At 60.9% G+C, this 20,113-nt stretch carries 20 protein-coding genes, 1 tRNA gene and 1 pseudogene; 12 read left to right on the forward strand and 10 right to left on the reverse strand.

Annotated features, from left to right (window positions below):
* Positions 1 to 31: 31 nt before the first annotated feature.
* A complete protein-coding gene (locus tag AArcSl_RS16925; RefSeq protein ID WP_133412165.1) occupies positions 32 to 292 on the forward strand; it encodes a hypothetical protein in 261 nt (86 codons plus the stop codon).
* A gap of 32 nt (positions 293 to 324) precedes the next feature.
* On the opposite strand, the gene AArcSl_RS12260 is transcribed toward AArcSl_RS16925, so the two are convergent.
* On the reverse strand, positions 325 to 1,782 hold the full coding sequence (locus AArcSl_RS12260) for an SLC13 family permease (protein ID WP_245883236.1): 1,458 nt from the start codon (positions 1,780 to 1,782) through the stop codon (positions 325 to 327).
* 377 nt (positions 1,783 to 2,159) lie between these two features.
* Here AArcSl_RS12260 and AArcSl_RS12265 point away from each other — a divergent pair, with 377 nt between their 5' ends.
* Complete coding sequence (locus AArcSl_RS12265) at positions 2,160 to 3,437, forward strand: MFS transporter (RefSeq protein WP_119819661.1); 1,278 nt, start codon at positions 2,160 to 2,162, stop codon at positions 3,435 to 3,437.
* A 38-nt stretch (positions 3,438 to 3,475) separates the two neighbouring features.
* Here the strand turns inward: AArcSl_RS12265 and AArcSl_RS12270 are convergent, their stop codons facing one another.
* Positions 3,476 to 3,940 (reverse strand): FKBP-type peptidyl-prolyl cis-trans isomerase, encoded by a 465-nt coding sequence (locus AArcSl_RS12270; RefSeq protein ID WP_119819664.1) that lies wholly within the window; start codon positions 3,938 to 3,940, stop codon positions 3,476 to 3,478.
* A gap of 239 nt (positions 3,941 to 4,179) precedes the next feature.
* Between AArcSl_RS12270 and AArcSl_RS12275 the strand changes: the two genes are divergently transcribed.
* Both AArcSl_RS12275 and cutA read left to right on the forward strand, forming a co-directional pair.
* On the forward strand, positions 4,180 to 6,465 hold the full coding sequence (locus AArcSl_RS12275; protein WP_119819666.1) for an APC family permease: 2,286 nt from the start codon (positions 4,180 to 4,182) through the stop codon (positions 6,463 to 6,465).
* Positions 6,466 to 6,503: 38 nt separating this feature from the next.
* Positions 6,504 to 6,809 carry a divalent-cation tolerance protein CutA gene (cutA, locus tag AArcSl_RS12280; RefSeq protein ID WP_119819669.1) on the forward strand — a complete coding sequence of 102 codons (306 nt, stop codon included), beginning with the start codon at positions 6,504 to 6,506 and terminating at the stop codon, positions 6,807 to 6,809.
* 65 nt (positions 6,810 to 6,874) lie between these two features.
* Here the strand turns inward: cutA and AArcSl_RS12285 are convergent, their stop codons facing one another.
* The 4 genes from AArcSl_RS12285 to AArcSl_RS12300 all read right to left on the reverse strand — a co-directional run bounded on the left by AArcSl_RS12285 (position 6,875) and on the right by AArcSl_RS12300 (position 10,764).
* Positions 6,875 to 7,639 carry an SDR family oxidoreductase gene (locus tag AArcSl_RS12285; protein WP_119819672.1) on the reverse strand — a complete coding sequence of 255 codons (765 nt, stop codon included), beginning with the start codon at positions 7,637 to 7,639 and terminating at the stop codon, positions 6,875 to 6,877.
* Between the two features lie 137 nt (positions 7,640 to 7,776).
* Positions 7,777 to 8,565 carry a SagB/ThcOx family dehydrogenase gene (locus AArcSl_RS12290; RefSeq protein WP_119819675.1) on the reverse strand — a complete coding sequence of 263 codons (789 nt, stop codon included), beginning with the start codon at positions 8,563 to 8,565 and terminating at the stop codon, positions 7,777 to 7,779.
* Between the two features lie 138 nt (positions 8,566 to 8,703).
* A complete protein-coding gene (gene fni, locus AArcSl_RS12295; RefSeq protein ID WP_119819678.1) occupies positions 8,704 to 9,759 on the reverse strand; it encodes a type 2 isopentenyl-diphosphate Delta-isomerase in 1,056 nt (351 codons plus the stop codon).
* Positions 9,760 to 9,831: 72 nt separating this feature from the next.
* A complete protein-coding gene (locus tag AArcSl_RS12300) occupies positions 9,832 to 10,764 on the reverse strand; it encodes a DUF6159 family protein (RefSeq protein ID WP_245883238.1) in 933 nt (310 codons plus the stop codon).
* 62 nt (positions 10,765 to 10,826) lie between these two features.
* On the opposite strand from AArcSl_RS12300, the gene AArcSl_RS12305 reads away from it, so the two are divergent.
* Both AArcSl_RS12305 and AArcSl_RS12310 read left to right on the forward strand, forming a co-directional pair.
* Positions 10,827 to 12,110: an AGE family epimerase/isomerase gene (locus AArcSl_RS12305; protein ID WP_119819681.1), complete on the forward strand. Its 1,284-nt coding sequence runs from the start codon at positions 10,827 to 10,829 to the stop codon at positions 12,108 to 12,110.
* Positions 12,111 to 12,185: 75 nt separating this feature from the next.
* Positions 12,186 to 12,569, forward strand: coding sequence for a DUF5811 family protein (locus AArcSl_RS12310; RefSeq protein ID WP_119819684.1), 384 nt, complete (start codon positions 12,186 to 12,188; stop codon positions 12,567 to 12,569).
* Positions 12,570 to 12,612: 43 nt separating this feature from the next.
* Here the strand turns inward: AArcSl_RS12310 and AArcSl_RS12315 are convergent, their stop codons facing one another.
* Both AArcSl_RS12315 and AArcSl_RS12320 read right to left on the reverse strand, forming a co-directional pair.
* Positions 12,613 to 13,074, reverse strand: a complete 462-nt coding sequence (locus AArcSl_RS12315; protein WP_119819687.1) for a hypothetical protein — start codon at positions 13,072 to 13,074, stop codon at positions 12,613 to 12,615.
* A 103-nt stretch (positions 13,075 to 13,177) separates the two neighbouring features.
* Positions 13,178 to 13,621 (reverse strand): hypothetical protein, encoded by a 444-nt coding sequence (locus AArcSl_RS12320; RefSeq protein WP_119819690.1) that lies wholly within the window; start codon positions 13,619 to 13,621, stop codon positions 13,178 to 13,180.
* Positions 13,622 to 13,745: 124 nt separating this feature from the next.
* On the opposite strand from AArcSl_RS12320, the gene AArcSl_RS12325 reads away from it, so the two are divergent.
* A complete protein-coding gene (locus AArcSl_RS12325; protein ID WP_119819693.1) occupies positions 13,746 to 14,093 on the forward strand; it encodes a hypothetical protein in 348 nt (115 codons plus the stop codon).
* A 276-nt stretch (positions 14,094 to 14,369) separates the two neighbouring features.
* Here the strand turns inward: AArcSl_RS12325 and AArcSl_RS12330 are convergent, their stop codons facing one another.
* Complete coding sequence (locus AArcSl_RS12330) at positions 14,370 to 14,684, reverse strand: ASCH domain-containing protein (RefSeq protein WP_119819696.1); 315 nt, start codon at positions 14,682 to 14,684, stop codon at positions 14,370 to 14,372.
* A gap of 177 nt (positions 14,685 to 14,861) precedes the next feature.
* Between AArcSl_RS12330 and AArcSl_RS12335 the strand changes: the two genes are divergently transcribed.
* Positions 14,862 to 14,933 (forward strand) — tRNA-Ala (locus AArcSl_RS12335).
* Between the two features lie 283 nt (positions 14,934 to 15,216).
* Here AArcSl_RS12335 and AArcSl_RS12340 read toward each other — a convergent pair.
* A complete protein-coding gene (locus AArcSl_RS12340) occupies positions 15,217 to 16,185 on the reverse strand; it encodes a DUF2800 domain-containing protein (RefSeq protein ID WP_119819699.1) in 969 nt (322 codons plus the stop codon).
* A 202-nt stretch (positions 16,186 to 16,387) separates the two neighbouring features.
* On the opposite strand from AArcSl_RS12340, the gene AArcSl_RS12345 reads away from it, so the two are divergent.
* The 4 genes and pseudogenes from AArcSl_RS12345 to AArcSl_RS16670 all read left to right on the forward strand — a co-directional run bounded on the left by AArcSl_RS12345 (position 16,388) and on the right by AArcSl_RS16670 (position 20,059).
* Positions 16,388 to 17,560 carry an RNA-binding domain-containing protein gene (locus tag AArcSl_RS12345; protein ID WP_119819702.1) on the forward strand — a complete coding sequence of 391 codons (1,173 nt, stop codon included), beginning with the start codon at positions 16,388 to 16,390 and terminating at the stop codon, positions 17,558 to 17,560.
* A 58-nt stretch (positions 17,561 to 17,618) separates the two neighbouring features.
* Positions 17,619 to 18,044 carry a DUF6884 domain-containing protein gene (locus AArcSl_RS12350; protein WP_119819705.1) on the forward strand — a complete coding sequence of 142 codons (426 nt, stop codon included), beginning with the start codon at positions 17,619 to 17,621 and terminating at the stop codon, positions 18,042 to 18,044.
* Between the two features lie 42 nt (positions 18,045 to 18,086).
* Positions 18,087 to 18,797: pseudogene (locus tag AArcSl_RS17800) on the forward strand (hypothetical protein).
* Positions 18,798 to 19,195: 398 nt separating this feature from the next.
* On the forward strand, positions 19,196 to 20,059 hold the full coding sequence (locus tag AArcSl_RS16670) for a hypothetical protein (protein ID WP_161945958.1): 864 nt from the start codon (positions 19,196 to 19,198) through the stop codon (positions 20,057 to 20,059).
* Positions 20,060 to 20,113: the final 54 nt, after the last annotated feature.

Here is a 20,113-nt window from a genome sequence, read left to right on the forward strand (position 1 = left end):
CGGCGGCTATTCAGCGGTGTTGTTCGGTGAAGTGGATGACGAAGACGTCGCTTGCTCACAACAGTTTATTTGCGGCCCTTCGAGGGAGATTTGCATCCCAGTTGTAATCCCGGATCCCGGCAGACGATCGGACCGAAAAGACCCACCAAAAAAAGAGCGCGAGGTAATCGTCGATCCGGACGGAGACGAAGTTGGCCGATTCGAGATAGCTGTCGAGTGGGCGCGTTCGTATGTGACCGGCGAAATCTCCAGAGGAGAGTATTTCGAGCGTGTGCTCGAAACGGTCGAATGACTATCCCCTCCCCTCACGCCATACACTTCGACTCACCCGAACGGCGTCACGGGCAACCAGAGATACGAGAGGAACGCGACCAGGGGAATACAGATCAGGTTGATCACGATCCCGACGCGCACCATCTGTCGCATGTCGAGTTGACCGCTTCCGTAGGCGATCGCGTTCGGGGGCGTCCCGACGGGCAACACGAACACGAACGACGCCGCCAGGGCTGCGGGCGCCATCAGGTACAGCGGCGGCGAGGACGCCAGCGGCGCGAACGCGACGAGGATCGGCAGAAACACCGTCGCAGTCGCGGTGTTCGACATGAGATTCGAGAGGGCCATGACGGCAGTCACGACCACTGCGATCAAAAGCAGAATTGACATCCACTCCAGACCGGAAAGCGACTGGGCAACCACCTCGTCCAGTCCGCCGGCCTGGAACGCGTGGGCGACTGCAAAACTCCCGCCGATCAAAAGGAGCACGTCCCAGGGAAGCTCTGCGGCGTCCTCCCACGACAGGAGGCGATCGTCACCGTCCGGACCGCCCGGGACGAGGAACAGCCCGATCCCGCCGATCACCGCGATAACGGGGTCGGTGAGCGCGGGAAGGATCGGTTCGATCACCGCAGGACGGAGGAGCCAGGCGAGGATAACGAGCCCGAAGACGAGGGTTACTCTCCGTTCGTCGCTCTCCATGGCGGACATCCCCGCGTAGTACTTTCTGGCGAACTCCTCGTCGATAGCCGACGACGGGTCGGTCAACCAGATGATACACCCCCAGGCGACCAGCAGCGTCACGACCACCAGCGGGACGGCGTAGATCATCCAGTCGACGAATCCGACGTCCACCCCGAGCTGTGATCCGGCAATCCCGGCGAAGATCGCACTCGGCGGGCTGCCGATGAGTGTGGCGGCCCCGCCGATGTTGGCGCCGAATGCGACTCCCAGAAGGAGTGCGAGACCGAACCCCTTCGACAATGTCTCGTCGGGGGCGTCGATGTCTTCGGCCGATTCCCCGGGGGAAATCGACGGCGCGTCGTCGATGTCGTCGGCCCCCGCTAGCGCGATTGCGACTGCGATCGGGAGCATCAACATCGCCGTGGCGGTGTTGGAGATCCACATCGACAGGAACGCCGTGACCGCCATTATCCCGAGGAGAAGACGCGCCGGCGCGCCACCGATGTTGGCCATGAAGACGATGGCCAGCCGTCGGTGGAGGTGAGACCGCTCGACAGCGAGGGCAAGCATGAACCCGCCGAGAAGGAGAAACACGATCGGATGGGCGTACTGGGCCGTGACCGCGTCGACCTCGACGACGCCAGTCTGTGAGAACACCGGGATCGGAACGAGACTCGTCACCGCGAGATGTACCGGTTCGGTGACCCACCAGATCACGACCCAGAGTGTGCCGGCAAGAACCGCGTTGGCAGCCGGCGGAATTCCGAACGGGTTCCCCAGGTAGACGAGTATGAACAAAAGCGGACCGAGAACTGCGCCGACCACTTCGACGCACAATACCCCCCGACAACGCTGAACGAGTGGATCTATCATCTGGCGTGTTTCAGGTCCGGGGCCGATCCGAATTCGTCGATGGTCGACTGGGGTTGCCCATATTCACCCCGCTTTTCGCCACGGAGGGTTCCCCCACGTGTTGCTGCGCTGCAACCGAACTTCGGTATGTCGCTATATTTTGTATCTATTTATGAATGACTGCATGCAGCGTTATGAAGGACTGCATGCAGCGGTATCGCGGATTCCCTGGAACTCCCGAGCATCTTTGGGGAGCGTTGCTTGCAGCAAGGGACGAACGGAACTCGTGTACTGAAGTGGAACGATTGCGAACGGGAGACTCATGAGGATCGAAAGGTGAGCAGCTACTAATGGGGAATCTCTTCGGCGTGAACCCACAGGTGCTGGCGCTCGCGCTCGCCCGGATGTCCGAATCCGTCGGCAACTCGTTTCTGATCGTCGTATTGCCGCTTTTCATCGCGAGCGATTTCGTCACTGGGGGCACGTTCGGGCTGACCGAAGTGGCGATCACGGGGATCGTCCTCTCGCTTTTCGGCTTCGTCAACAGCCCGTTGCAGCCGTTCACCGGCAGACTCTCCGACCGCACCGGCCGACGGAAAATCTACGTGCTGTTCGGTCTGGCCGTCCTCGCCGCCGCGAGCTTCTCGTACTCGTTCGTATCCGAGTACTGGCACCTGCTCGGCCTTCGGGTTCTCCAGGGTGTCGCCGGCGCGTTCATCATTCCGACGACGGTCGCACTCGTCAACGACCTCGCAGCCGAGACGAACCGCGGCGGGAACATGGGTACGTACAACACGTTCCGGCTGGTGGGGTTCGGAGTCGGGCCGGTAGCGGCCGGAGCTGTCGTCGCCGCCGGACCGTACACCCTCCAGTTCGGTTCGGTGAACGCACAGATCTCCGGGTTCGACGCCACGTTCTACTTCGCCGCCTTCACCGCGATCCTGGCGCTGTTTCTCGTGCTCGTTCTCATCGACGACCCCGACATCGAACCGGCCGATCCGGACGACGACGACGCGAGTCTGGCGATATTCGATCCAGCGGGGAAACACACGCTCGATCCGGTGTTCACGCTGAGCGTGATCTCCTTTTTCATGGCCATCGGCATCGCCGTCTTCGCGACTCTGGGGGACCTCATCAACACCAGGCTCGACCAGGGGCCGACGATGTTCGGGCTCCAGTTCGCGGCGTTCGTGCTGGCCCAGATCTTCCTGCAGATGCCCATCGGTCGCGCCACGGACTTCTACGGCCGCAAGCGGTTCATCGTCCTCGGGATGGCACTTTTGGTCCCGACGACGGCCGCCCAGGGGTTCGTCCTCGACTCATGGATCATGTTCGGGGCGCGGTTCGCCCAGGGGGTCGCCGGGGCGATGGTGTTCGCGCCTGCGCTGGCGCTGGCCGGCGATCTGGCGAGCGAGACCACATCGGGAACCACGCTGTCGGCGCTGACGATGGCGTTCGGGTTCGGCGTCGCCGCGGGACCGCTCCTTTCCGGGTTCCTCGTGGAATTCGGGTTCCACGTTCCGTTTACGCTGGCGGCGCTTCTGGCCGGAATCGGGATGGTGCTCGTCTACTCCCAGGTCGAGGAGGTTCGAACGCCAAACCGCCGTGCTGCCCCGGCTGACGCGTAGCTGCCGACATTCTGGAGAAATCGAGCGGGATGAGAATCTTAACTGACGTCGACGACTTCGAACTCGAACTCGATAGTCTCGCCCGCAAGCTCGTGGTTGAAGTCGATTTCGACGCGTTCCTCGTCGACGCTTGTTATCTCGCCGACTCCGCCGTTTTTACTCCGGATGTAGGCACCCTCTTCCGGCTCCTGCCCGATAGTCTGGACGAACTGCGCCCTCGGGAACCTTCGGATGTTGTCCTCGCTCCACTGGTAGGCCTTCTCCGGTGGGAGCTCGACGGTTGCTGTCTCGCCTTCGTCCATGCCGATGAGCGCTTCCTCGAGGCCTTCGATGATCTCCCCAGCGCCGATTTCGACGGTGAGTGGGCTGTACTCCCGGTCGGATCCGTCCTCGTCGAGTCCGGCGTCGACGGCGACGGATTCGTGGGTCGTGTCGAACACGGAGCCGTCGTCCATACGGCCGGTGTACTCGATGGTAACCGAGTCGCCAGTTTCGATAGTCACACGCGAAAGTGTCGCCACCGCAGTATAAGCCTTGAGATCCGTTCGGCCGGCCCGGAAACGACGACCCGCACGACCCGACATAGTTAGGAGTAGCTAGTTTTCCGGGATCCCTCGTAGATCGTTCCGGAACGGATGACTGTCTGCGAGAACACTCGATTCGGCCTCGGCTGCATACACGACGCGTTTCGAACGCGGCGAACTGGACCATCGAACAGAGCCACGCGAGCGGAGGACCTGCGGTGCCGACTGGACTGAAACGGGATCTCGGACTGGGAGAAACGTTTGCGATCGCGGTGGGTGCGATGATCGGTTCCGGGATCTTCATCCTTCCCGGGATCGCGTGGGTGTTCGCGGACGCAGCGGCGGTGCTCGCGTTCGTCCTCGCCGCGGTGCTCGTGATGCCTGCGGCGCTGGCTGTCGCGGAGATGTCGACGGCGATCCCCGAAGACGGGGGGCCGTATCTCTACGTGGAGCGCAGCATGGGGCCGCTCCTGGGAACGATCGCGGGCGCCGGAACCTGGCTCATGCTCTCGTTGAAGAGTGCGCTCGCGCTCGTCGGTGGCGTCCCGTATCTCGTCTACGCCTCCCCGACTCTCGGGGAGTTCGTGATCCATCTCGCGGTCGGTCTCGCGATCGTCTTCACCGTCGTCAACCTGGTGAGCGCAGAAGGATCCGGAAAATTGCAGTTCGTAATCGTCGTGGTATTGCTTGCGATCCTCGGCTGGCTGATCTTCGGAAGCCTCCCGGAGATAGATCCCGGCCGAACCGTCGGGGCGTTCGATCCGACGACCGCCGGAATCCTCCCGGCGACCGCGATCGTATTTATTTCGTATGCCGGACTGACGAAGATCGGAGCGGTCGCCGAGGAGGTCAAGGAGCCGGGACGGAACTTGCCGCTCGCGATCGTCGGTGCGCTCGTGTTCGTCACGATCGCCTACGCGACTATTGTGTACGTGACGATCGGGGTGCTCGACGTGTCGGCTGCGATCGCCGCGGAGGGGCCGGCGTCGCTGTCGGCCGACGGAGAAGGACCCATCATCGCGCTGGCCGCCGAGGCGGCGATCGGCGACGTCGCTGCACTCGCGATCGTCGTCGCCGCGATCATGGCCCTCGCGTCGACGGCAAACGCCGGCCTGCTCGCCGCCTCGCGGTTCCCCCTGGCGATGGCTCGGGACGGGATCGCGCCGCCGTCGCTCGAGACTGTGAGCGAACAGTTCGCCACCCCGATCAACGCTGTGGCGCTCACTGGGGGAGTGCTCCTCGTGATGGTGACGGTGTTCCCGATCCAGCGGGTCGCCGAGTTCGGGAGCGCCTTCCAGATCCTCGTGTTCGTGCTGTTGAACGTCGCGCTGGTCGGATTCAGGGAGGGCGCAGCCGGTCCCGGGTACGATCCGGCGTTCGAGACGCCGATGTATCCGTGGATGCCGATCTTCGGAATACTCGGCGGGGTACTGGTGCTTTCGTATATGTCTCCCGTGGCCATCCTCGGTGCAGTAGGGATCGCGGCACTCTCCGGTCTCTGGTACGTGGGCTACGTGCGGTATTATCGTGGGGGGCTCGACCGGGAAAGCGCCGCTCGGGCCGGCGTGCGCGAAGGTGTAAGCGAGCGAGCCGTCGCCCGGACCCGGGAGCTTTTCGAGGCGACCGAGCAGTACGACGTGCTCGTTGGAATCACCGAACAGACCTCGAACCGAGCCAAGCGTGACATGGTCGGGATCGCGTCGGATCTCGGCCGGATACGGTCGACGACAGTTTCAGTCGTGGAGTTCGTCGACGTACCACACCACGTTTTTCCGACCCACCACTCCGACGTGGTGAGCGGAGAGCGGCCTGACTGGCTCGACGACGTGGGAGGAACGGATCGAAAGTGGGCCCTGAACGGTTCCACGAACACCGGACTCGAATACCGGAAAGTCGACACCGAAGACCACAAAGAAGCAATCGTCGATTACGTCAAATTCACTGGAACTGATCTTCTGTTCATCGAACGGCGGGCCGAAGAGGGGTTCCGGTGGCTGTTCGGCGATCGCGAGACGGAGTGGATTCTCAAGAACACACCGTCCGCCGTGGCTGTCGTCGAGGACAGGGGATTCGACAGTATCGAGGAGATCTCGGTCGTTACGACACGGGGGACGTATGACCCGTTCAAGCTGTTGATTGCCGACGCGATCGCCGAGGAAACCGGCGCCGAAATAGATCTCCTTCGGGCGTTGCCAGCGGACGTGGCCGAATCGAGACGAGAGCGCGTCGAGCAGTATCACAGTGAACTGCTTCGGATCTGTACCGTTCCGGGCCGCTCGACAGTTCTCGAGACAGACGACACGATCGGAGATCTCGCACGGTTCATCGGGGACGCGGATCTGCTCGTCACCACTGCCGGCCGGACGGGGAGCGCTGCCCGACTGTTCGGACAGCCCGAGAGTCAACTGATCGAAGCCGTCGACTGCTCCGCGATCGGTGTCCAGGCCGACGAGGCGCGCCACAGGGGACTCGTCGAACGGATCGTCATGGAGCATCTTTTTTAGCTAAACCTTTTAAGTAAACGCCGGTTCCGATCTCGCATATGCCGACAGCGTACGTCACAGCCCCGCCGGAGTCTGCCGAGGAACTGGCTTCGTTTCTGGTGGAGGAACGCCTGGCCGCCTGCGTCAATGTGGTCGACTGTCGATCGACCTACAGGTGGGAGGGCGATCTGTACGATGGTGACGAAGAGGTGATCCTGTTTGTAAAAACCACTGCCGAACGGTACCCGGAACTGAAAGAGCGCCTCGTGGAGCGACACCCGAACGAGGTACCGTGCATCGAGCGATTCGACGAGACGGACGTGTTCGAGCCGTTCGCCGAGTGGATCGAAACCGAGGTAAAGTAGCTCGAAACCGATGTGGAGGAGGCCAGAGAACCGAGCCGGAGTAGCTCAGATCCTCTCCGGCGGCGTCAGGCTCCAGCAGTGAGCCCGCCGTCGACGACGAGGTTGTGTCCCGTGACGTAGGCGGCCTCGTCGCTCGCCAGGAACAGCGCGACGTCGGCGACGTCCTCCGGCGTTCCGTCCCGTTGGAGCGGGATCGTCTCCGTCATCGTTCCGGCGACCTCCTCGTCTTCGGTGGTCATCGCAGTCTCGATAATGCCGGGGTTGATCGCGTTGACTCTGATCCCGTCGGGGCCCAGTTCCATCGCGAGCTCCCGTGTCACGTTGGCGACGCCCCCCTTCGAGGCGCAGTACAGCGACGAATCGTCGAACCCGTTGAGTCCGGCGATCGACGACAGGTTGACGATCGCTCCGCCGTCGTCCTGTTCGCGCATCACTTCGGCGGCGAGTTTGCTCCCGAAGATGACGCCTTTGAGGTTGATATCCATCAACCAGTCGTAATCCTCCTCGTCGACCTCCGAGATCGACTGCATTCCCGGGAACACACCCGCGTTGTTCACCATCACGTCGAGCGATCCGAACGCCTCGACGGTCTCGTCGACCGCCCGTTGCAGGTCGTCGACGCTGCTCACGTCCGTCTCGACGAACTGTGCCTCACCGCCGCGTTCTTCGATGAGTTCGTGTGTGGGCGTTCCACCCTCCCGCGGTTCTTCGCGGATGTCTGCAACCGTGACGCTTGCACCCTCGTTTGCGAACGTGAGTGCGATCTCGCGGCCGTTCCCGGACGATGCTCCAGTTATCAATGTGGCTTGTCCTGAAAGTCGTTCTGTCATGGCACACCTCACTGAATAATGGTACCGTAACACAATCAGCAGTTTCCCTTCCTATTCGGGATATTGACTAGTCGAGAACTGAATCCCGGTTTCCGTTGAACTAGCTCCTCCGGGTCGGGATGTTGTCTGTGAACGCCTCACACACGCATTCCGATCGGGAACACGTACAGGGGACGTTCGTCCTCGGATGCACCGATCACCTCCCGGACGGCGCCGTCGCTGAAGGCGCCGATCGCGACGGTCGCCAGATCGAGCGTCTCGGTCTGGAGGTAGAGGTTCTGACCGACGTGACCGGCCTCCATTGGTACGTACCGTTGCTTTCCTCGTTGGCCGTACCGGTCGGTGGTTCGCTCGTCGACCGCACAGATGACGACGTCGATCGCTGCCGTTTCGACGGGCCGTTGATCTGCGGCAGCAGACCGAAGCTCCGCCTGGACACTGCCAGGTTTATGGAACTCCAGCCGATGCTCATCCGGGAGATATCGGTACACTCCTGGATCGAGTCCCTCGACGCCGGGCTGTCCGATGACCACGTACAGTTCCAGCGGGTACTGTGCACCTGCGCTGGGAGCTGTTCGGTACCCTCTAGCGTCGGTGATCCCCTGTGCCGCCCAGAGCAACTGGGACAGTTGTTCGGTCTCGAGCGGTTCGTCGCCGAACTCCCGACGGGATCTTCGGTTCTCCAGGGCCCGCTCGACGGAGACGTCACCGTCGGTCACGGTTCCGGGCAACGAAACCGTCTCCCCGGGAGCGAGTTCGGCAACGCCGACGGGATCGTCGGATCGGTCGTCGTCCGTATCGGTCGGAGCAGTCTGGTCCCTGTGGAGCACACCGAACCCACTGTGTGCCAGATCGGCGACCACCACCGCGCCGACGAGTCCGATCACACCGACGACTGCTCGACGCGGAAGGGATTTCGGCTCCATGGCTGACCCATGGGATGGGTTCGCAAAAAATCGTGACACGGATTTTCGCTGCGCTGGAAGCCCAACCGGATTCGTCGGCGCTGCGACGCTCTCTCCCAGAAACGATGCCGATGGGAGATTGTCGACAGGTACGGAGCCTTATCCCTTTAAAAACTGTCGCGTTCGACCGAGCAGGGCATACTCCGCTTCCTGGAGATCCGCAACCGACGACGATCCGGTGGCAAACATCGCCGTCTGCAGTTCCGCCTCGAGATCCTCGATCAGTTCGACGACCGCGTCGGTCCCGTCCCGGGCCGGTCCCAGGAACGGCTTCGCCAGCCCGCCGGCACGGGCACCCAGCGCGATCGCCTTGGCGATGTCGAGTCCCGACCTGACTCCGCCGCTGGCGACGACACACGAATGTTCGCGAGCCACCTCCAACGTGGATACCGCGGTCGGGATGCCCCACTCCCGAAATCGGGTACCCACGCGAGCCCGCCGGCGATCGCCGACGGCTGCCGCACGATAGGCCTCGACGCCGGACCACGTTGTTCCGCCCTTCCCGGCCACGTCAATCGCGTCGACCCCCGCGTCGGAGAGTTTCCGGGCCGTCCCGCGAGAAATCCCGCTTCCCGTCTCCTTGACGATCACGGGGACGCTCAATCCGTCCGCTACCGCCTCGATCGCCGACAGACAGCCCCGAGCGTCGACGTCTCCCTCCGGCTGGGCGGCCTCCTGCAGGAAGTTGAGATGGATCGCCATCGCGTCGGCGTCGATCATCTCGACGGCGCGTTCGACCCCCTCGACGCCGTATTCGGACAGCTGCGCCGCGCCGATGTTTCCATAGATAAACGCGTCCGGGGCGGCTTCCCTGACGACGGTAAACGACTCCAGGAGTTCCTCGTCGTCGGATTCGAGACCGGCGCGTTGGCTGCCGACACCCATCGCGATCCCCGTCCGTTCGGCCGCCGCCGATAGCGACCGGTTGATCTCGGTGGTGTTCGGGTGGCCGCCGGTCATGCTCTCGATCACGATCGGACTCGAGAGCTCCCTGCCGCAGAGCTCGACGCAGGTGTCGATCCCCTCCCGGTGTAGTTCCGGCAGCGCCTCGTGAATCAGCTGTACGTCATCGAAACCGCTACGGGCCGTCTCGACGTCCTCTTCGAGAATGATCTCGATGTGGTCGTCCTTGCGATCGGAAGTTTCGGGGGACATTCTCTACAGTGGTGATCAGGAGTCTCCGGCTTCAACTGATCGGTTCGCGCCGGCATCCGACCGTCCGGAGAGTCACGAGTGGAGGTGAGTGGGCGGATCCCGGACCCGACCCGGAGTGGCCCGACGCTCGGACCGGCCGTCGAGCGTCTCGAAGTCGAAGTCGGCGAACTGCTCGGGGACCCGCTCTTCGGCCGCGTAGACGTACAGTGCGGTTTTCGTGATCGCCCAGATCGTCTGGCCGAGCAGATACGTTCCGACGAGCACGCCCCCGACCAGGAAGATCCCGAGCAGTATCCCGGCGGCGGGGAACAGCACGCCGAGACCGATCGCGAGCAGGATCGCGACGACGAGACCGACGATCCCGATCACGACCTGGATGAGTGTCACACCCAGTCCGATGCCGATGCTTTCACCCCACGTGTCCCTGAACGTCTCCGCGCTCCGGGTGAACATTGACTTCACGGTGACTTCCTCGAACACGATCACCGGGACGATGAAGAATGTCGTGATCGTCCATCCGAACGCGAAGATCGACGAGAGAAGGCGGGCGAGTGCACTGTCCGACTCCTCGAGCTTTTTGAGGATGACGCTGACTATCGCGGCGATCGCCGACCACACCAGGATCGGCCCTTTCCGGCGCCAGGCTGCACGCATGCTCTCGCCCAGCTGCGGCTCCTCCCCGTGGAACGTCTGATTGACGGCAAACACCAGCGACGCCGTAAAAAACGTCGCGAAGAACGTCGTCAGGAAGTACAGAAGAAACAGCACCACGATCTCCGCGCCGGACCCGAACAGGTTTGCGATCCACAGCGGAAGGAGAAACGCGATCCAGAACGCGAGCGTAGACAGCGCCCCCAACAGCGGAAAAACCAGCAGTTTCGGGTGATCCCTGACGACGCCGAGGCTGTCGCGCGACAGCTTGAGCCCCGTTTTGAACTTGCCGACGATTCCGGCGTTCCCACCGCCTCCCTTGCCCCCCGGTACGATCGACTGGTTGCGTGCCATGTGCGGTGACTCTCCGGTAAAGAGTATAAGCCTTAAGTGTATTCGCGGATACTGCTCTGGCGATGACGCCCCCGACCTTCGCCGACCCCGAGAGCCTCCGACGGGAGTTCCTGGCGCTTCTGGAGGCCAGGTATCCGGACTGTCTCGCCGACCGCGGATTCGTCACGGGGTTCGATCCCGAAACCGGCGAGGTGACCGACCGGGACTCCCGTCACCTCGTGGCGACCTGTCGGTACGTCTCGAACTTCTCGCTGGCGGTGACACACGACGCTCGGGATCCGTGGCTCGAGACCGCGGTCCACGGACTCGAATTCCTGGAACGGGCCCACCGCGATTCGGACGTGGACGGGAATCCGACATATCGATGGCTGTTTTCGGCAGCCGGCATCGACGACCCCGATGGATCCGTTCAGGTCGTGGACGACCGCCTCTCTACGTACGGTCACGCGTTCGTCGTGCTGGCGCACGCTCGGGCGGCTGACGCGGGACTAAGTCCGGACGCAACCGCCCCGTCCGACGCAGTCGCCGATCTGGAGGTGGTCGCCGACCCGGCCGCAATCGCCGACGCGTTCCTCGATCGGTTTTACGAGCCCGAACACGGCCTCTGTCGGAGCGACCTCGACGCCGACGGGGAGCCGATCGAACCGTACCGCGGGCAGAACGCCAACATGCACGCCTGCGAGGCGCTGCTGGCTGCAGCCCGATTCACCGGCGATGCTGCGCTTCTCGAACGGGCCGAAACGATCGCGCGTCGGATAACCGTCGACCTGACTGCCGAAACCGACGGCCTGGTGTGGGAACACTACACGCCGGACTGGAACCACGACTTCGAGTACAACGAGGACACCCCCCGAGACCAGTTTCGACCGTGGGGCTACCAGCCGGGACATCACGCCGAGTGGGCGAAACTGCTCGGGGAGCTCGATCGCGAGGGGATCACCTGGGCCCTCGATCGGGGGATCGAACTGTTCGACGCTGCCGTCGACCTCGGCTGGGACGACGATCGTGGCGGCTTCTACTACGCGGTGGAGGCAGACGGCACGCCAGTCGCCGCAGAGAAGTACGGCTGGGCGGTTGCGGAGGCGATCGGCGCGGCGGCCGTGCTGTTCGAGCGCACCGGCGACGAGCGGTTCCGCCGGTGGCACGACCGTCTGTGGAACTACGCCGCAGGAACGCTTCGCGCGCCGACCGGGATGTGGCGGGAACGCGTCTCTGCAGACAACGAGCCGATCCCGCCGACCGACGCTCCGCCCGTCGAGCCCGATTATCATCCGATCGGGGCGTGTCACACCGGACTCGAAAGCTCGATGGCGATCCGGGAAAATCGCGACGGGAGCAACAAATAGCCGCGTCGGGATCCCAAAAAATTGTGAACGGCCGACGGTTTTATCAGTCGTCTTCGCCTATCTCGTTCGACTTCGATGAATGGAAACAACCCCTATGCAGGGGCTCCGGGCGTCGTCGAGGCGGGACAGCCGTCCGCGGACGTCAGCCTCTCGGACGAACAGGAACGCGCTCTCAGGCGGGCGGTCGCCGGGATCGTAACACGGACCGAGTCGTATCTCCCGGAAGGGTACGTCGTCGGCTCGGAACTCAACCGCGGACAGAACGGCGTCGAGGCGACTGTCGCCGTCAATCCGCCGGCGGGACACCCCGTCAGCGCGGGGTTCGCGCCGGATCCCGACGAGCTCGAGACCGGCCTCGACGACACCGAACGCGACGAGGTCGCCCGCGGACTCGCCGCCAGCGCGGCGGTACAGGTGATGAACGCCGTCGGCGACGACCTCACTCCGACCGGTCGCTAGATCGGCTTCTTCACGACCGTCGATCAGTCGACTGCTCGTTCGATCAGGGACCGTCCGTCCTCGTCTCGGTCGACTCCTCGTCTTCGACTGTCCACTCCACGATGCGTGCCTCGACAAGATCCCGAGGCTCGACCATGTCGTCGCCGGCCTCGTAGCGGGCCACCGTCTCGCGAGCCTCCTCGAGCATCCGTCTCTCGAGAGGTGCGTGATCGGGCTGGTCCCGGGTCGCGTTCAGGTACGCCTCGTAGTCCTCCCTGAGGGAAAACGACGCCCTGGCGGCGTTACACCGCGAGAGCGGATTCAGTCCCGTTTCCAACACGAGATCCCGGACCAGCCCCCAGTCGTTTTCACAGAAGAACAGCGACACCTCGCCTTCGACGTCCTGCCAGGCAATCGGGCCGGCGTTTTTCATCGACGTCAGCGCGCGCGGCGGGACGTCGATTCGGTGGGGGGTGTCGCTGCGATCGCACAGACAGCACGGCTTTTCGGGCCGCCCGGTGTACATGGGTGGAGATTGGCCGACGTCGGCCTTGTGTGTGTCGTCCGCGATTCACTCACCCCGTCGCCCGTCGATGTCGGTGAAAGACCGGCGACGTCGGTGAACATCGTCAGCGCCTGAAGTCGAACCGCGGACGGTCGTACTCGGGCTGGCGGTGTGAAACCTCCCTCCCGTTCTCGTATTTCACGTAGTTCAGGTAAAACGTCCGTCCGCAGCCGTCGCGGTCGACTGCGGGACCGTCGATGTCGCGGTCGGCTGTAGGGTCGTCGACGGCCGAGTGATCAACAGCGGACCGATCGGCTGCGGACCGATCGACGGCGGACCGATCGGCTGCAGGCCCCTCCTCGTCATGGTGGCCATCGTCACCTTCGGTACTGCCGGTTCCCAGACAGACGAACTCGATGCCGTCGGCGTCCTCGACGTTGCCGGTCGTGTCGGCGTACTCCCACCCTTCCAGGGGTTCCCGAGTCACACACTTGTCCTGCAGGTAGCCGTCGCGCTCGATACCGGTGACGGCCCCGCAGTACGGACAGTGGTACGTGACCTCGACCATGCGATGGATAGGGGTTCGAGGAACAAATCTTTCTCGCCCCCGTACTCTTCCGTTCAGGTTGCACTCCGGCGCGTTCAGTAGTGGCCGGGAGAAAACACTTACCGGACGACGAATACGTCCGTGTGTGCGTCGCCGGACGGTCCTCGCTGGGGCGTTCAGCATCGTTGCCGGTCTTACTCCCACCGGCTGTCTCGGGTCTCGACCCCTGGAGGAGTCCCTCTCCGCGCCGACGGAGCCGTTCGAGTTCTCGTATTATCCGTGTATCGACGGTGAGCCCCTCGAATATGCGGATCACGCTCCCGAATGGGACGGTCCGCCGCTGGACAGCAGCGACGAGCCGTCGCGTCCGCCCGCACGTGGCCCCGACGTCGGGCAAGGGGTGCCAGTTGCGATTCCGGTTCCGATCGGCGAGCACGACGACGTCGGCGTGGTCGTCGCCGACGCGGAGGATCCAGACGACAGCGCGTACTAGGAACTCCCCGACGTCACCGACGACATCGCCCTCGAACCGGACTATCGCGTCCACGAGGAAGACCTTCCCGAGGTGAAGTACCTCGGGGACAAACTCCGAGGCTTCACCGTCTTGGCCGCACGTCCCAACCGGGGCGTGCCGCCGCAGGTGAATTTACTTCCCCTCGGCCTCCCCGAGCTGGGTCGGCTGGAAGTCACACCCGAACACACTGCATGTCCGTGAGGGTCGGGGCCTCCACCAGCCCCCGATAACTCCCGTCTCACGCCCAATGGACGGTTATTCTCGGCGTTCGAACCGGTGACGGACGATTTCGGAGTCGTCGTCCCACTCGAACCCCTCGTGGGCGCGTTCGAGCGTCTGCCGGTAGTGCTCCAGATCGCGGTGCCCCTCGGCGCGGGCGTCCTCGTCGGTGAGGTCACCGAGCGTGCGCTCCTCGACGTCGACCACCTCGAATGTGACGTCCTCGATGCTGAAGGTGTCGCCCTCCTCGGCGTACTGCTGGCCGCGGTGGATCTGGGTGATCTCGCCGTCGAGAGTCTGCTGGACCATTCGATCGCTCGGCAACAGCGTGTCGGGCGCTATCTGGGCCATACCCTACAGTAGGGAGCGATGGTCAAAACAGTTGGCCGGATGTCTGGTAGCTTCCCCTCGGGTGGGAGACACCTCAGGTCGAGACGGGTCGTCGAAGCCGGCGTGACAGCGATTGACGCGACAGGGGCGGAGTCGAAGCCCTTATTATTCGAAGCCGGGAATTGGGTACTGCGTTGCGGGCTCGTAGATCAGTGGTAGATCACTCCCTTGGCATGGGAGAGGCCCCGGGTTCAAATCCCGGCGAGTCCATGACGGGAGCGCCTGAGGCACATTCCCCAGACGGCGCAGGTTCTTTATACCGTATCACCCACTCTGGAGAGGCGAGTTGGTGCGTTTTACCGGCAACCGCTTCCGGCCAGAGTTGGAGTGTTTTCATGGTACCGTCCGCTCCTGCTTGCGGTTACAACATGGGAGTCGAAGCCCCGAATCATAGTATTACCGGAACAGAGCACTGACGAGCCGCTTTTCCCATGTTCAGTACCCCCTCAGCATGAGCCCGACGGCGACCTAAAACAGCCGGCCGAGGGGCCATCTATTCGTGGACTTCAGCCCCCGTTCGGAAGCTGGTGAGTTCGTCGATACGGCCCTCCAGGTCCTCGATCTCCTGGCGTAGCTCCTCAGCTTCTTCACCTTCTGTCGCCGCGAGTTGCTCCTTGAGGCCTTGGAGACGCGTTTCCTTGACCTCCTCGTCGACGTCGGCCTTGCGGACGTACTCACTCTCCTCGATGTCGTAGACGTCGCTCTCGGCCAGCTCAGTGACCTCCAAGGCGTCGTCGACCTTGCTCCGGTCGATACCCGTCACTCGGTCTCGGTCGATTCCTTCGGCCTCCAACTTCGCCAGTACCTCATCCTCGTCTTTCAGCGAGCGATTCCGACGCGTCGTACGCTGGACAGACCCGAAGGGGCCGCTCACGGGCCGGTCGTGGTGAAGGCGGTTCAGTAGCACGTCAGCTACGTCCTGACGGAGGTCGTTGGCGTTGCGCTGGACATCCGAGAGCAGGGTGTAGAGGTTCACGAGCGCGTCCGTCTCCATCTCCGACAGTGTGGCCACGTCGTGGCGCTCAAGAGCGTCTACGAGCAACAGCGCGTCCGCATACACGTCCAAGTCCGGCTCTGACCGCTCGTCGGTTTCACTGGCGGGTTCGGCATTGAGAAGCTGGCTGGTGGTCGGCCCATCCTTCTCGATGATCACTCCCTCATCCTCGTCGATCTCGAACCGTGGGTGAAGGCTCAGAACCGCCGGGTACGGATCCGCGTCAGGTGGGAGTCGATCAAGCTCGAAGCCGCCAGGCTCGTCACTGATACGCCGGTACAACGTCTCGAACTGGTCGCGCTGAAGCGGTCGTTTCTCGTCCCTATCCTCGAAGTCGATGATGACACGTTGCTCCTGCACGTCGGTGACCCGAAATCGCTTGTGCGAGAGTGGGGTGATCAGCGTCGCTCCCTCGGGGAGATCGTCGAGTTCGTCGAGGAGCGTGTGCCACGAGACGCTGAACGTCATATCCGCGAAGAGGTGGCCGGAGGCTAAAACCGTGAGGGACGCTTCTCCGGCCGATCGGAGCCGTGGCCCTGGTGGCTGTTGGCACGATCTCATCAGAATTCTGTCATAGGTTTGCTATCGGGATCTCTCGGATACTGAGCCCTGTAACGGATTTCGGGGTGTGCGAACGTATATGTAGCAAGGTTGGAAAATAAACTGTAAAATGGCGATCTTCGACAAACCAGTCGATGAGATCGAACTTGATGATGTGGAACAACTGGTTTCCGAGGGTATTCAGGAGGGTAAGCAAATCGAGTACAAAGAGTACCTCAACCTTGATGACGACTCAGCAGACCACAAAACCACCTTGCTGGCGGAGGCAACATCTTTCGCTAACAGTAATGGTGGCCATCTAATCGTTGGTATCCCAGACGAAGAGGGTCGACCTGAACATGCTGCAGGTTTTCCCGTCGACGACGTTGATCATACTATCGAACAATGGGCTAATGTGCTCCGCCGGAGTACTGATCCACCTCTCCCGACCAGCAGTTTTGACATTAGTGCCATCCCAACGGAGCATGACCGCTCTCTCGTAATAGTTGGTGTTAACCGGAGTTGGCGCTCACCACACCGAGTCTCGACGAATGATCGATTTTACGCACGGAGTCCAAGTGGTCGGTTCCCCTTAGATGTCGATGAAATCAGACGGCGTATCCTACAAACGGAACAACAAGGCGCAGAGATTAACGAGTTCAGAAACGACCGTATTGCTACTATAACCGGAGATGCAGAACGGTTTGAAATCACGTCCACCCCGAAGTTTGTGCTCCACCTATTTTCTGGGGACTCATTCGCACCGGGGAAGCAAGTCGATCTTTCCACCGCTGAACTTCGAACTGATTCGCGACTTCCATTCCTTGAGTCGAGAGCTGGTGCAGGAGGGCTCGACGAACTCTACTCGGTTGATAGCGTTACTGTTCTCCGAGGTTCAACTGACCAAGAAGTGAGTAAGTACGTTCGTACGTTTCGTGGGGGTGTGATCGAAGCGTTGACCAAGTATGTATTCGCTACAAATCCGAAGCACAGCTCACCCTATCTGATGAGCGACAATCTAAGACAAGCATTAGAAAACTCCCTACCCGACTATATCCAGTACCTGCAAGAACAAGACCTCCGCCCTCCAATATATCTTCTCGCAAGCATTATCGATGCATCAGAGTTCCTGATCAAACGAAACTCACGCGGGGACGAGTTTGACCGCGTTCCATTCGGCAACCCCGTTGTCACTTTGCCGGAGGTTGTGATCGAATCATACTCTACTAACCCAGATTCTGCTATTGATGAACTCATGGATTTAGTTTGGAACGCTGGCGGAAAATCGGGAGAACCACGTTAGCTGACTTCCACCGACCTTTGACCAGAGACTTCATTCCGTCACCACGAGAAATCTCGTTATGGAGATCGGATTGGTAAGCTGTACGAAGAGCAAGCGCAAACAGGCGGCAAACCCCGCCGACCTCTACATGCCGTCGGCGTTCTTCAGCAAGGCGCGTGAGTACGTCGAAGCCAATCACGACCGCTGGTACATCCTTTCGGCGAAACTCCACCTGCTCGATCCCTCCGGCCCGCCTATCGAGCCCTATGACGACACCCTGTCCGGTGCGCCGATCGCGCGGAAGCGTGAGTGGGCTAAAACCGTGTACGGTCAGCTCGAAGACGAGGGTCTACTCGACGATGGCAATCGACTCGTGTTTCACGCAGGACGCGACTACTACTCCGAACTAATCCCGCTACTGGACGATACGCCGGTTGACGTCGAAACCCCGACTGATGGTCTCCAGTTCGGTGAGACCCTTGCGTGGTACAACGAACGGGTCTGAGAATCCCAGGCGATTTTGTGCCCCAGCTTCGAACCGGGTAGTATGTCGCGTCGTTCGGATCTCGACAGACTATACAATCTTCTCGACCGGCTCGAAGCGAACGTCGGTAGCAAGCAACGGTTCAAGGACTGTACGGGCTACATGGACTGGCCGGAGCGGGGCGTGTATTTCTTCTTTGCCGAGGATGAGACGCGGAACTCGACCGACCAGCTCCGGCTCACTCGGATCGGTCCACACGCTGTGTCGTCGGGCTCAGGTACATCGTTGTAGAACCGACTGCGGACACACCGTGGAGCATATAGCGGGACGTATGAAGGCGGCGGAAACCACCGTGGCTCGGTGTTCCGCAAGCGTGTCGGGGAGGCGATGATCGAACGAGACGGTCTTCACGACGAGTACCCGCACTGGGGCGATGGCTCCAGCGCGGGCCGAGAACGCCGACTCGCGGAGTTGGAACACGAACGTCGCGTAAGCGAGTACATCCGAGATCTTCCCTTCCTGTGGGTCGACGTCGACGACGAGCCAAGCCCGGAGAGTGACCGAGCCTACATCGAGCGGAACGCAATCGCTCTTGTCAGCAACTACCGGAAGGATTCACTCGATCCACGGGATGATGGTTGGCTGGGACGTGACAGTCCCCGTAACGAGATTAGCGGCTCAGGCCTGTGGAACATCAACCACGTCGGTGAGCAGTACGACACGGCGTTTCTGAACCGGTTGGCCGACGGTGTAGAGGAGACATCGGAGCTCTGATCCAACGGCACTCTGGCCGCCGTGGCGTTCTCCCAGGAGGCTGTTGGCAGGGTCTCTGCGGTGTTGGAATCATCACTCTCTCATCGAAGCTCGACGCAAGAAGTGTGTTCTATCCGACAGCTAAGCCGCGAGCTGCTCGGTAATGAACCCCGGCGGCCCCGACTACCGGTTCATTATCTCTCTCGACAGTTACAAACCCCGAAATAAGATAACTCAAGATAATGACTGAGATATGTCTCTCAGCTATACCGGACTATTAAATCCCCTCACAAGTTCAGCTATATATGGCCATATTACGCGAGTACGTGTCTGAATCAACAAAGTCTGGATATTATATTCGTGGGTTCGATTCTGGTACAAATACAACACTGCAAGTTGGCCGCTTAGCGAGGCAAATTATGGACTGGATCGGCGTCTCTCCTGGTGACAGAGTGCCAGATGATCTCCTCTGGAGATTTTATGATTTGGAGCTTGTATACACAAAAACTAAAAAAAGAGACATCTCGGAGCCGGAGTTTGGGTCGACATTCGTCAGTTCTGAAGGATCTGGTGGTTTAACAGAGACTCAAAGGGTTCGACTGCGTCAATTCATAGATGATTACGATAGCTCAAGGGCACGGACCGTGCAACAGTTAGAAAATCTCGTTGAAGGGGTTGACTACGAGGAACATGATAGTGGCTCTGTTCATTTTGGAGATCAAAATCCTTTATCAGAAATTGCTAAAAGAACCCATGCTCGTGAACTGCAAATGGAGGAAGCAAAAGAAGTCTTGGAAGAGTATAACGACAATAATATAGACCGAGAAGAACTCAAAGATCTACCTGATGTTGTCTTGTCGTCTATACCAAAATTCACTGATGGTTATTTTCAGCTAACTCAACTGAGCCTCTCTGATTCGATTCCTGTATATACGTTTGAAGATGATGAGATGTGGACAGGTGGGGAGATGGTCTCTACTTTATGGACACTAACTGATGAGCGTAGAACACCAACCTCTCCGGACTTTGAGGCGGAGTTTAATGTAGATGGAAATGCATCAGAAGCGAGTGGAATAGCTAAAGTTACTATTGAAAATGAAACCATGGTCCCGTTCGAAATAGATACCAATTGGGAAGATGAAACCGACGATTATCAGAATAACCCATGGGTGGATTCACGTCGTGAAGGATTTTATAAACATATCTGTGATTGTCTAATTCGTCAATTTCGGGTACTTCCAGAGTATGATTATACTGGGCCTGGGCTGTTCTTCGAACCGTAGTTCGATTAGTAGTTAGGATTTCGAAAATAACCTCCGATAAAACCCCTGTAATTA

The sequence above is a fragment of the Halalkaliarchaeum desulfuricum genome, from assembly GCF_002952775.1.
Classification (GTDB): domain Archaea; phylum Halobacteriota; class Halobacteria; order Halobacteriales; family Haloferacaceae; genus Halalkaliarchaeum; species Halalkaliarchaeum desulfuricum.

Excerpts from the sequence above, each read along its gene's own strand:
- AArcSl_RS12265 (WP_119819661.1), top strand. The coding sequence starts at position 2,160 with ATGGGGAATCTCTTCGGCGTGAACCCACAGGTGCTGGCGCTCGCGCTC.
- cutA (WP_119819669.1), top strand. The coding sequence starts at position 6,504 with ATGCCGACAGCGTACGTCACAGCCCCGCCGGAGTCTGCCGAGGAACTG.
- AArcSl_RS12285 (WP_119819672.1), bottom strand. The coding sequence starts at position 7,639 with ATGACAGAACGACTTTCAGGACAAGCCACATTGATAACTGGAGCATCG.
- AArcSl_RS12290 (WP_119819675.1), bottom strand. The coding sequence starts at position 8,565 with ATGGAGCCGAAATCCCTTCCGCGTCGAGCAGTCGTCGGTGTGATCGGA.
- fni (WP_119819678.1), bottom strand. The coding sequence starts at position 9,759 with ATGTCCCCCGAAACTTCCGATCGCAAGGACGACCACATCGAGATCATT.
- AArcSl_RS12300 (WP_245883238.1), bottom strand. The coding sequence starts at position 10,764 with ATGGCACGCAACCAGTCGATCGTACCGGGGGGCAAGGGAGGCGGTGGG.
- AArcSl_RS12305 (WP_119819681.1), top strand. The coding sequence starts at position 10,827 with ATGACGCCCCCGACCTTCGCCGACCCCGAGAGCCTCCGACGGGAGTTC.
- AArcSl_RS12310 (WP_119819684.1), top strand. The coding sequence starts at position 12,186 with ATGAATGGAAACAACCCCTATGCAGGGGCTCCGGGCGTCGTCGAGGCG.
- AArcSl_RS12315 (WP_119819687.1), bottom strand. The coding sequence starts at position 13,074 with ATGTACACCGGGCGGCCCGAAAAGCCGTGCTGTCTGTGCGATCGCAGC.
- AArcSl_RS12320 (WP_119819690.1), bottom strand. The coding sequence starts at position 13,621 with ATGGTCGAGGTCACGTACCACTGTCCGTACTGCGGGGCCGTCACCGGT.
- AArcSl_RS12330 (WP_119819696.1), bottom strand. The coding sequence starts at position 14,684 with ATGGCCCAGATAGCGCCCGACACGCTGTTGCCGAGCGATCGAATGGTC.
- AArcSl_RS12340 (WP_119819699.1), bottom strand. The coding sequence starts at position 16,185 with ATGACGTTCAGCGTCTCGTGGCACACGCTCCTCGACGAACTCGACGAT.
- AArcSl_RS12345 (WP_119819702.1), top strand. The coding sequence starts at position 16,388 with ATGGCGATCTTCGACAAACCAGTCGATGAGATCGAACTTGATGATGTG.
- AArcSl_RS12350 (WP_119819705.1), top strand. The coding sequence starts at position 17,619 with ATGGAGATCGGATTGGTAAGCTGTACGAAGAGCAAGCGCAAACAGGCG.
- AArcSl_RS16670 (WP_161945958.1), top strand. The coding sequence starts at position 19,196 with ATGGACTGGATCGGCGTCTCTCCTGGTGACAGAGTGCCAGATGATCTC.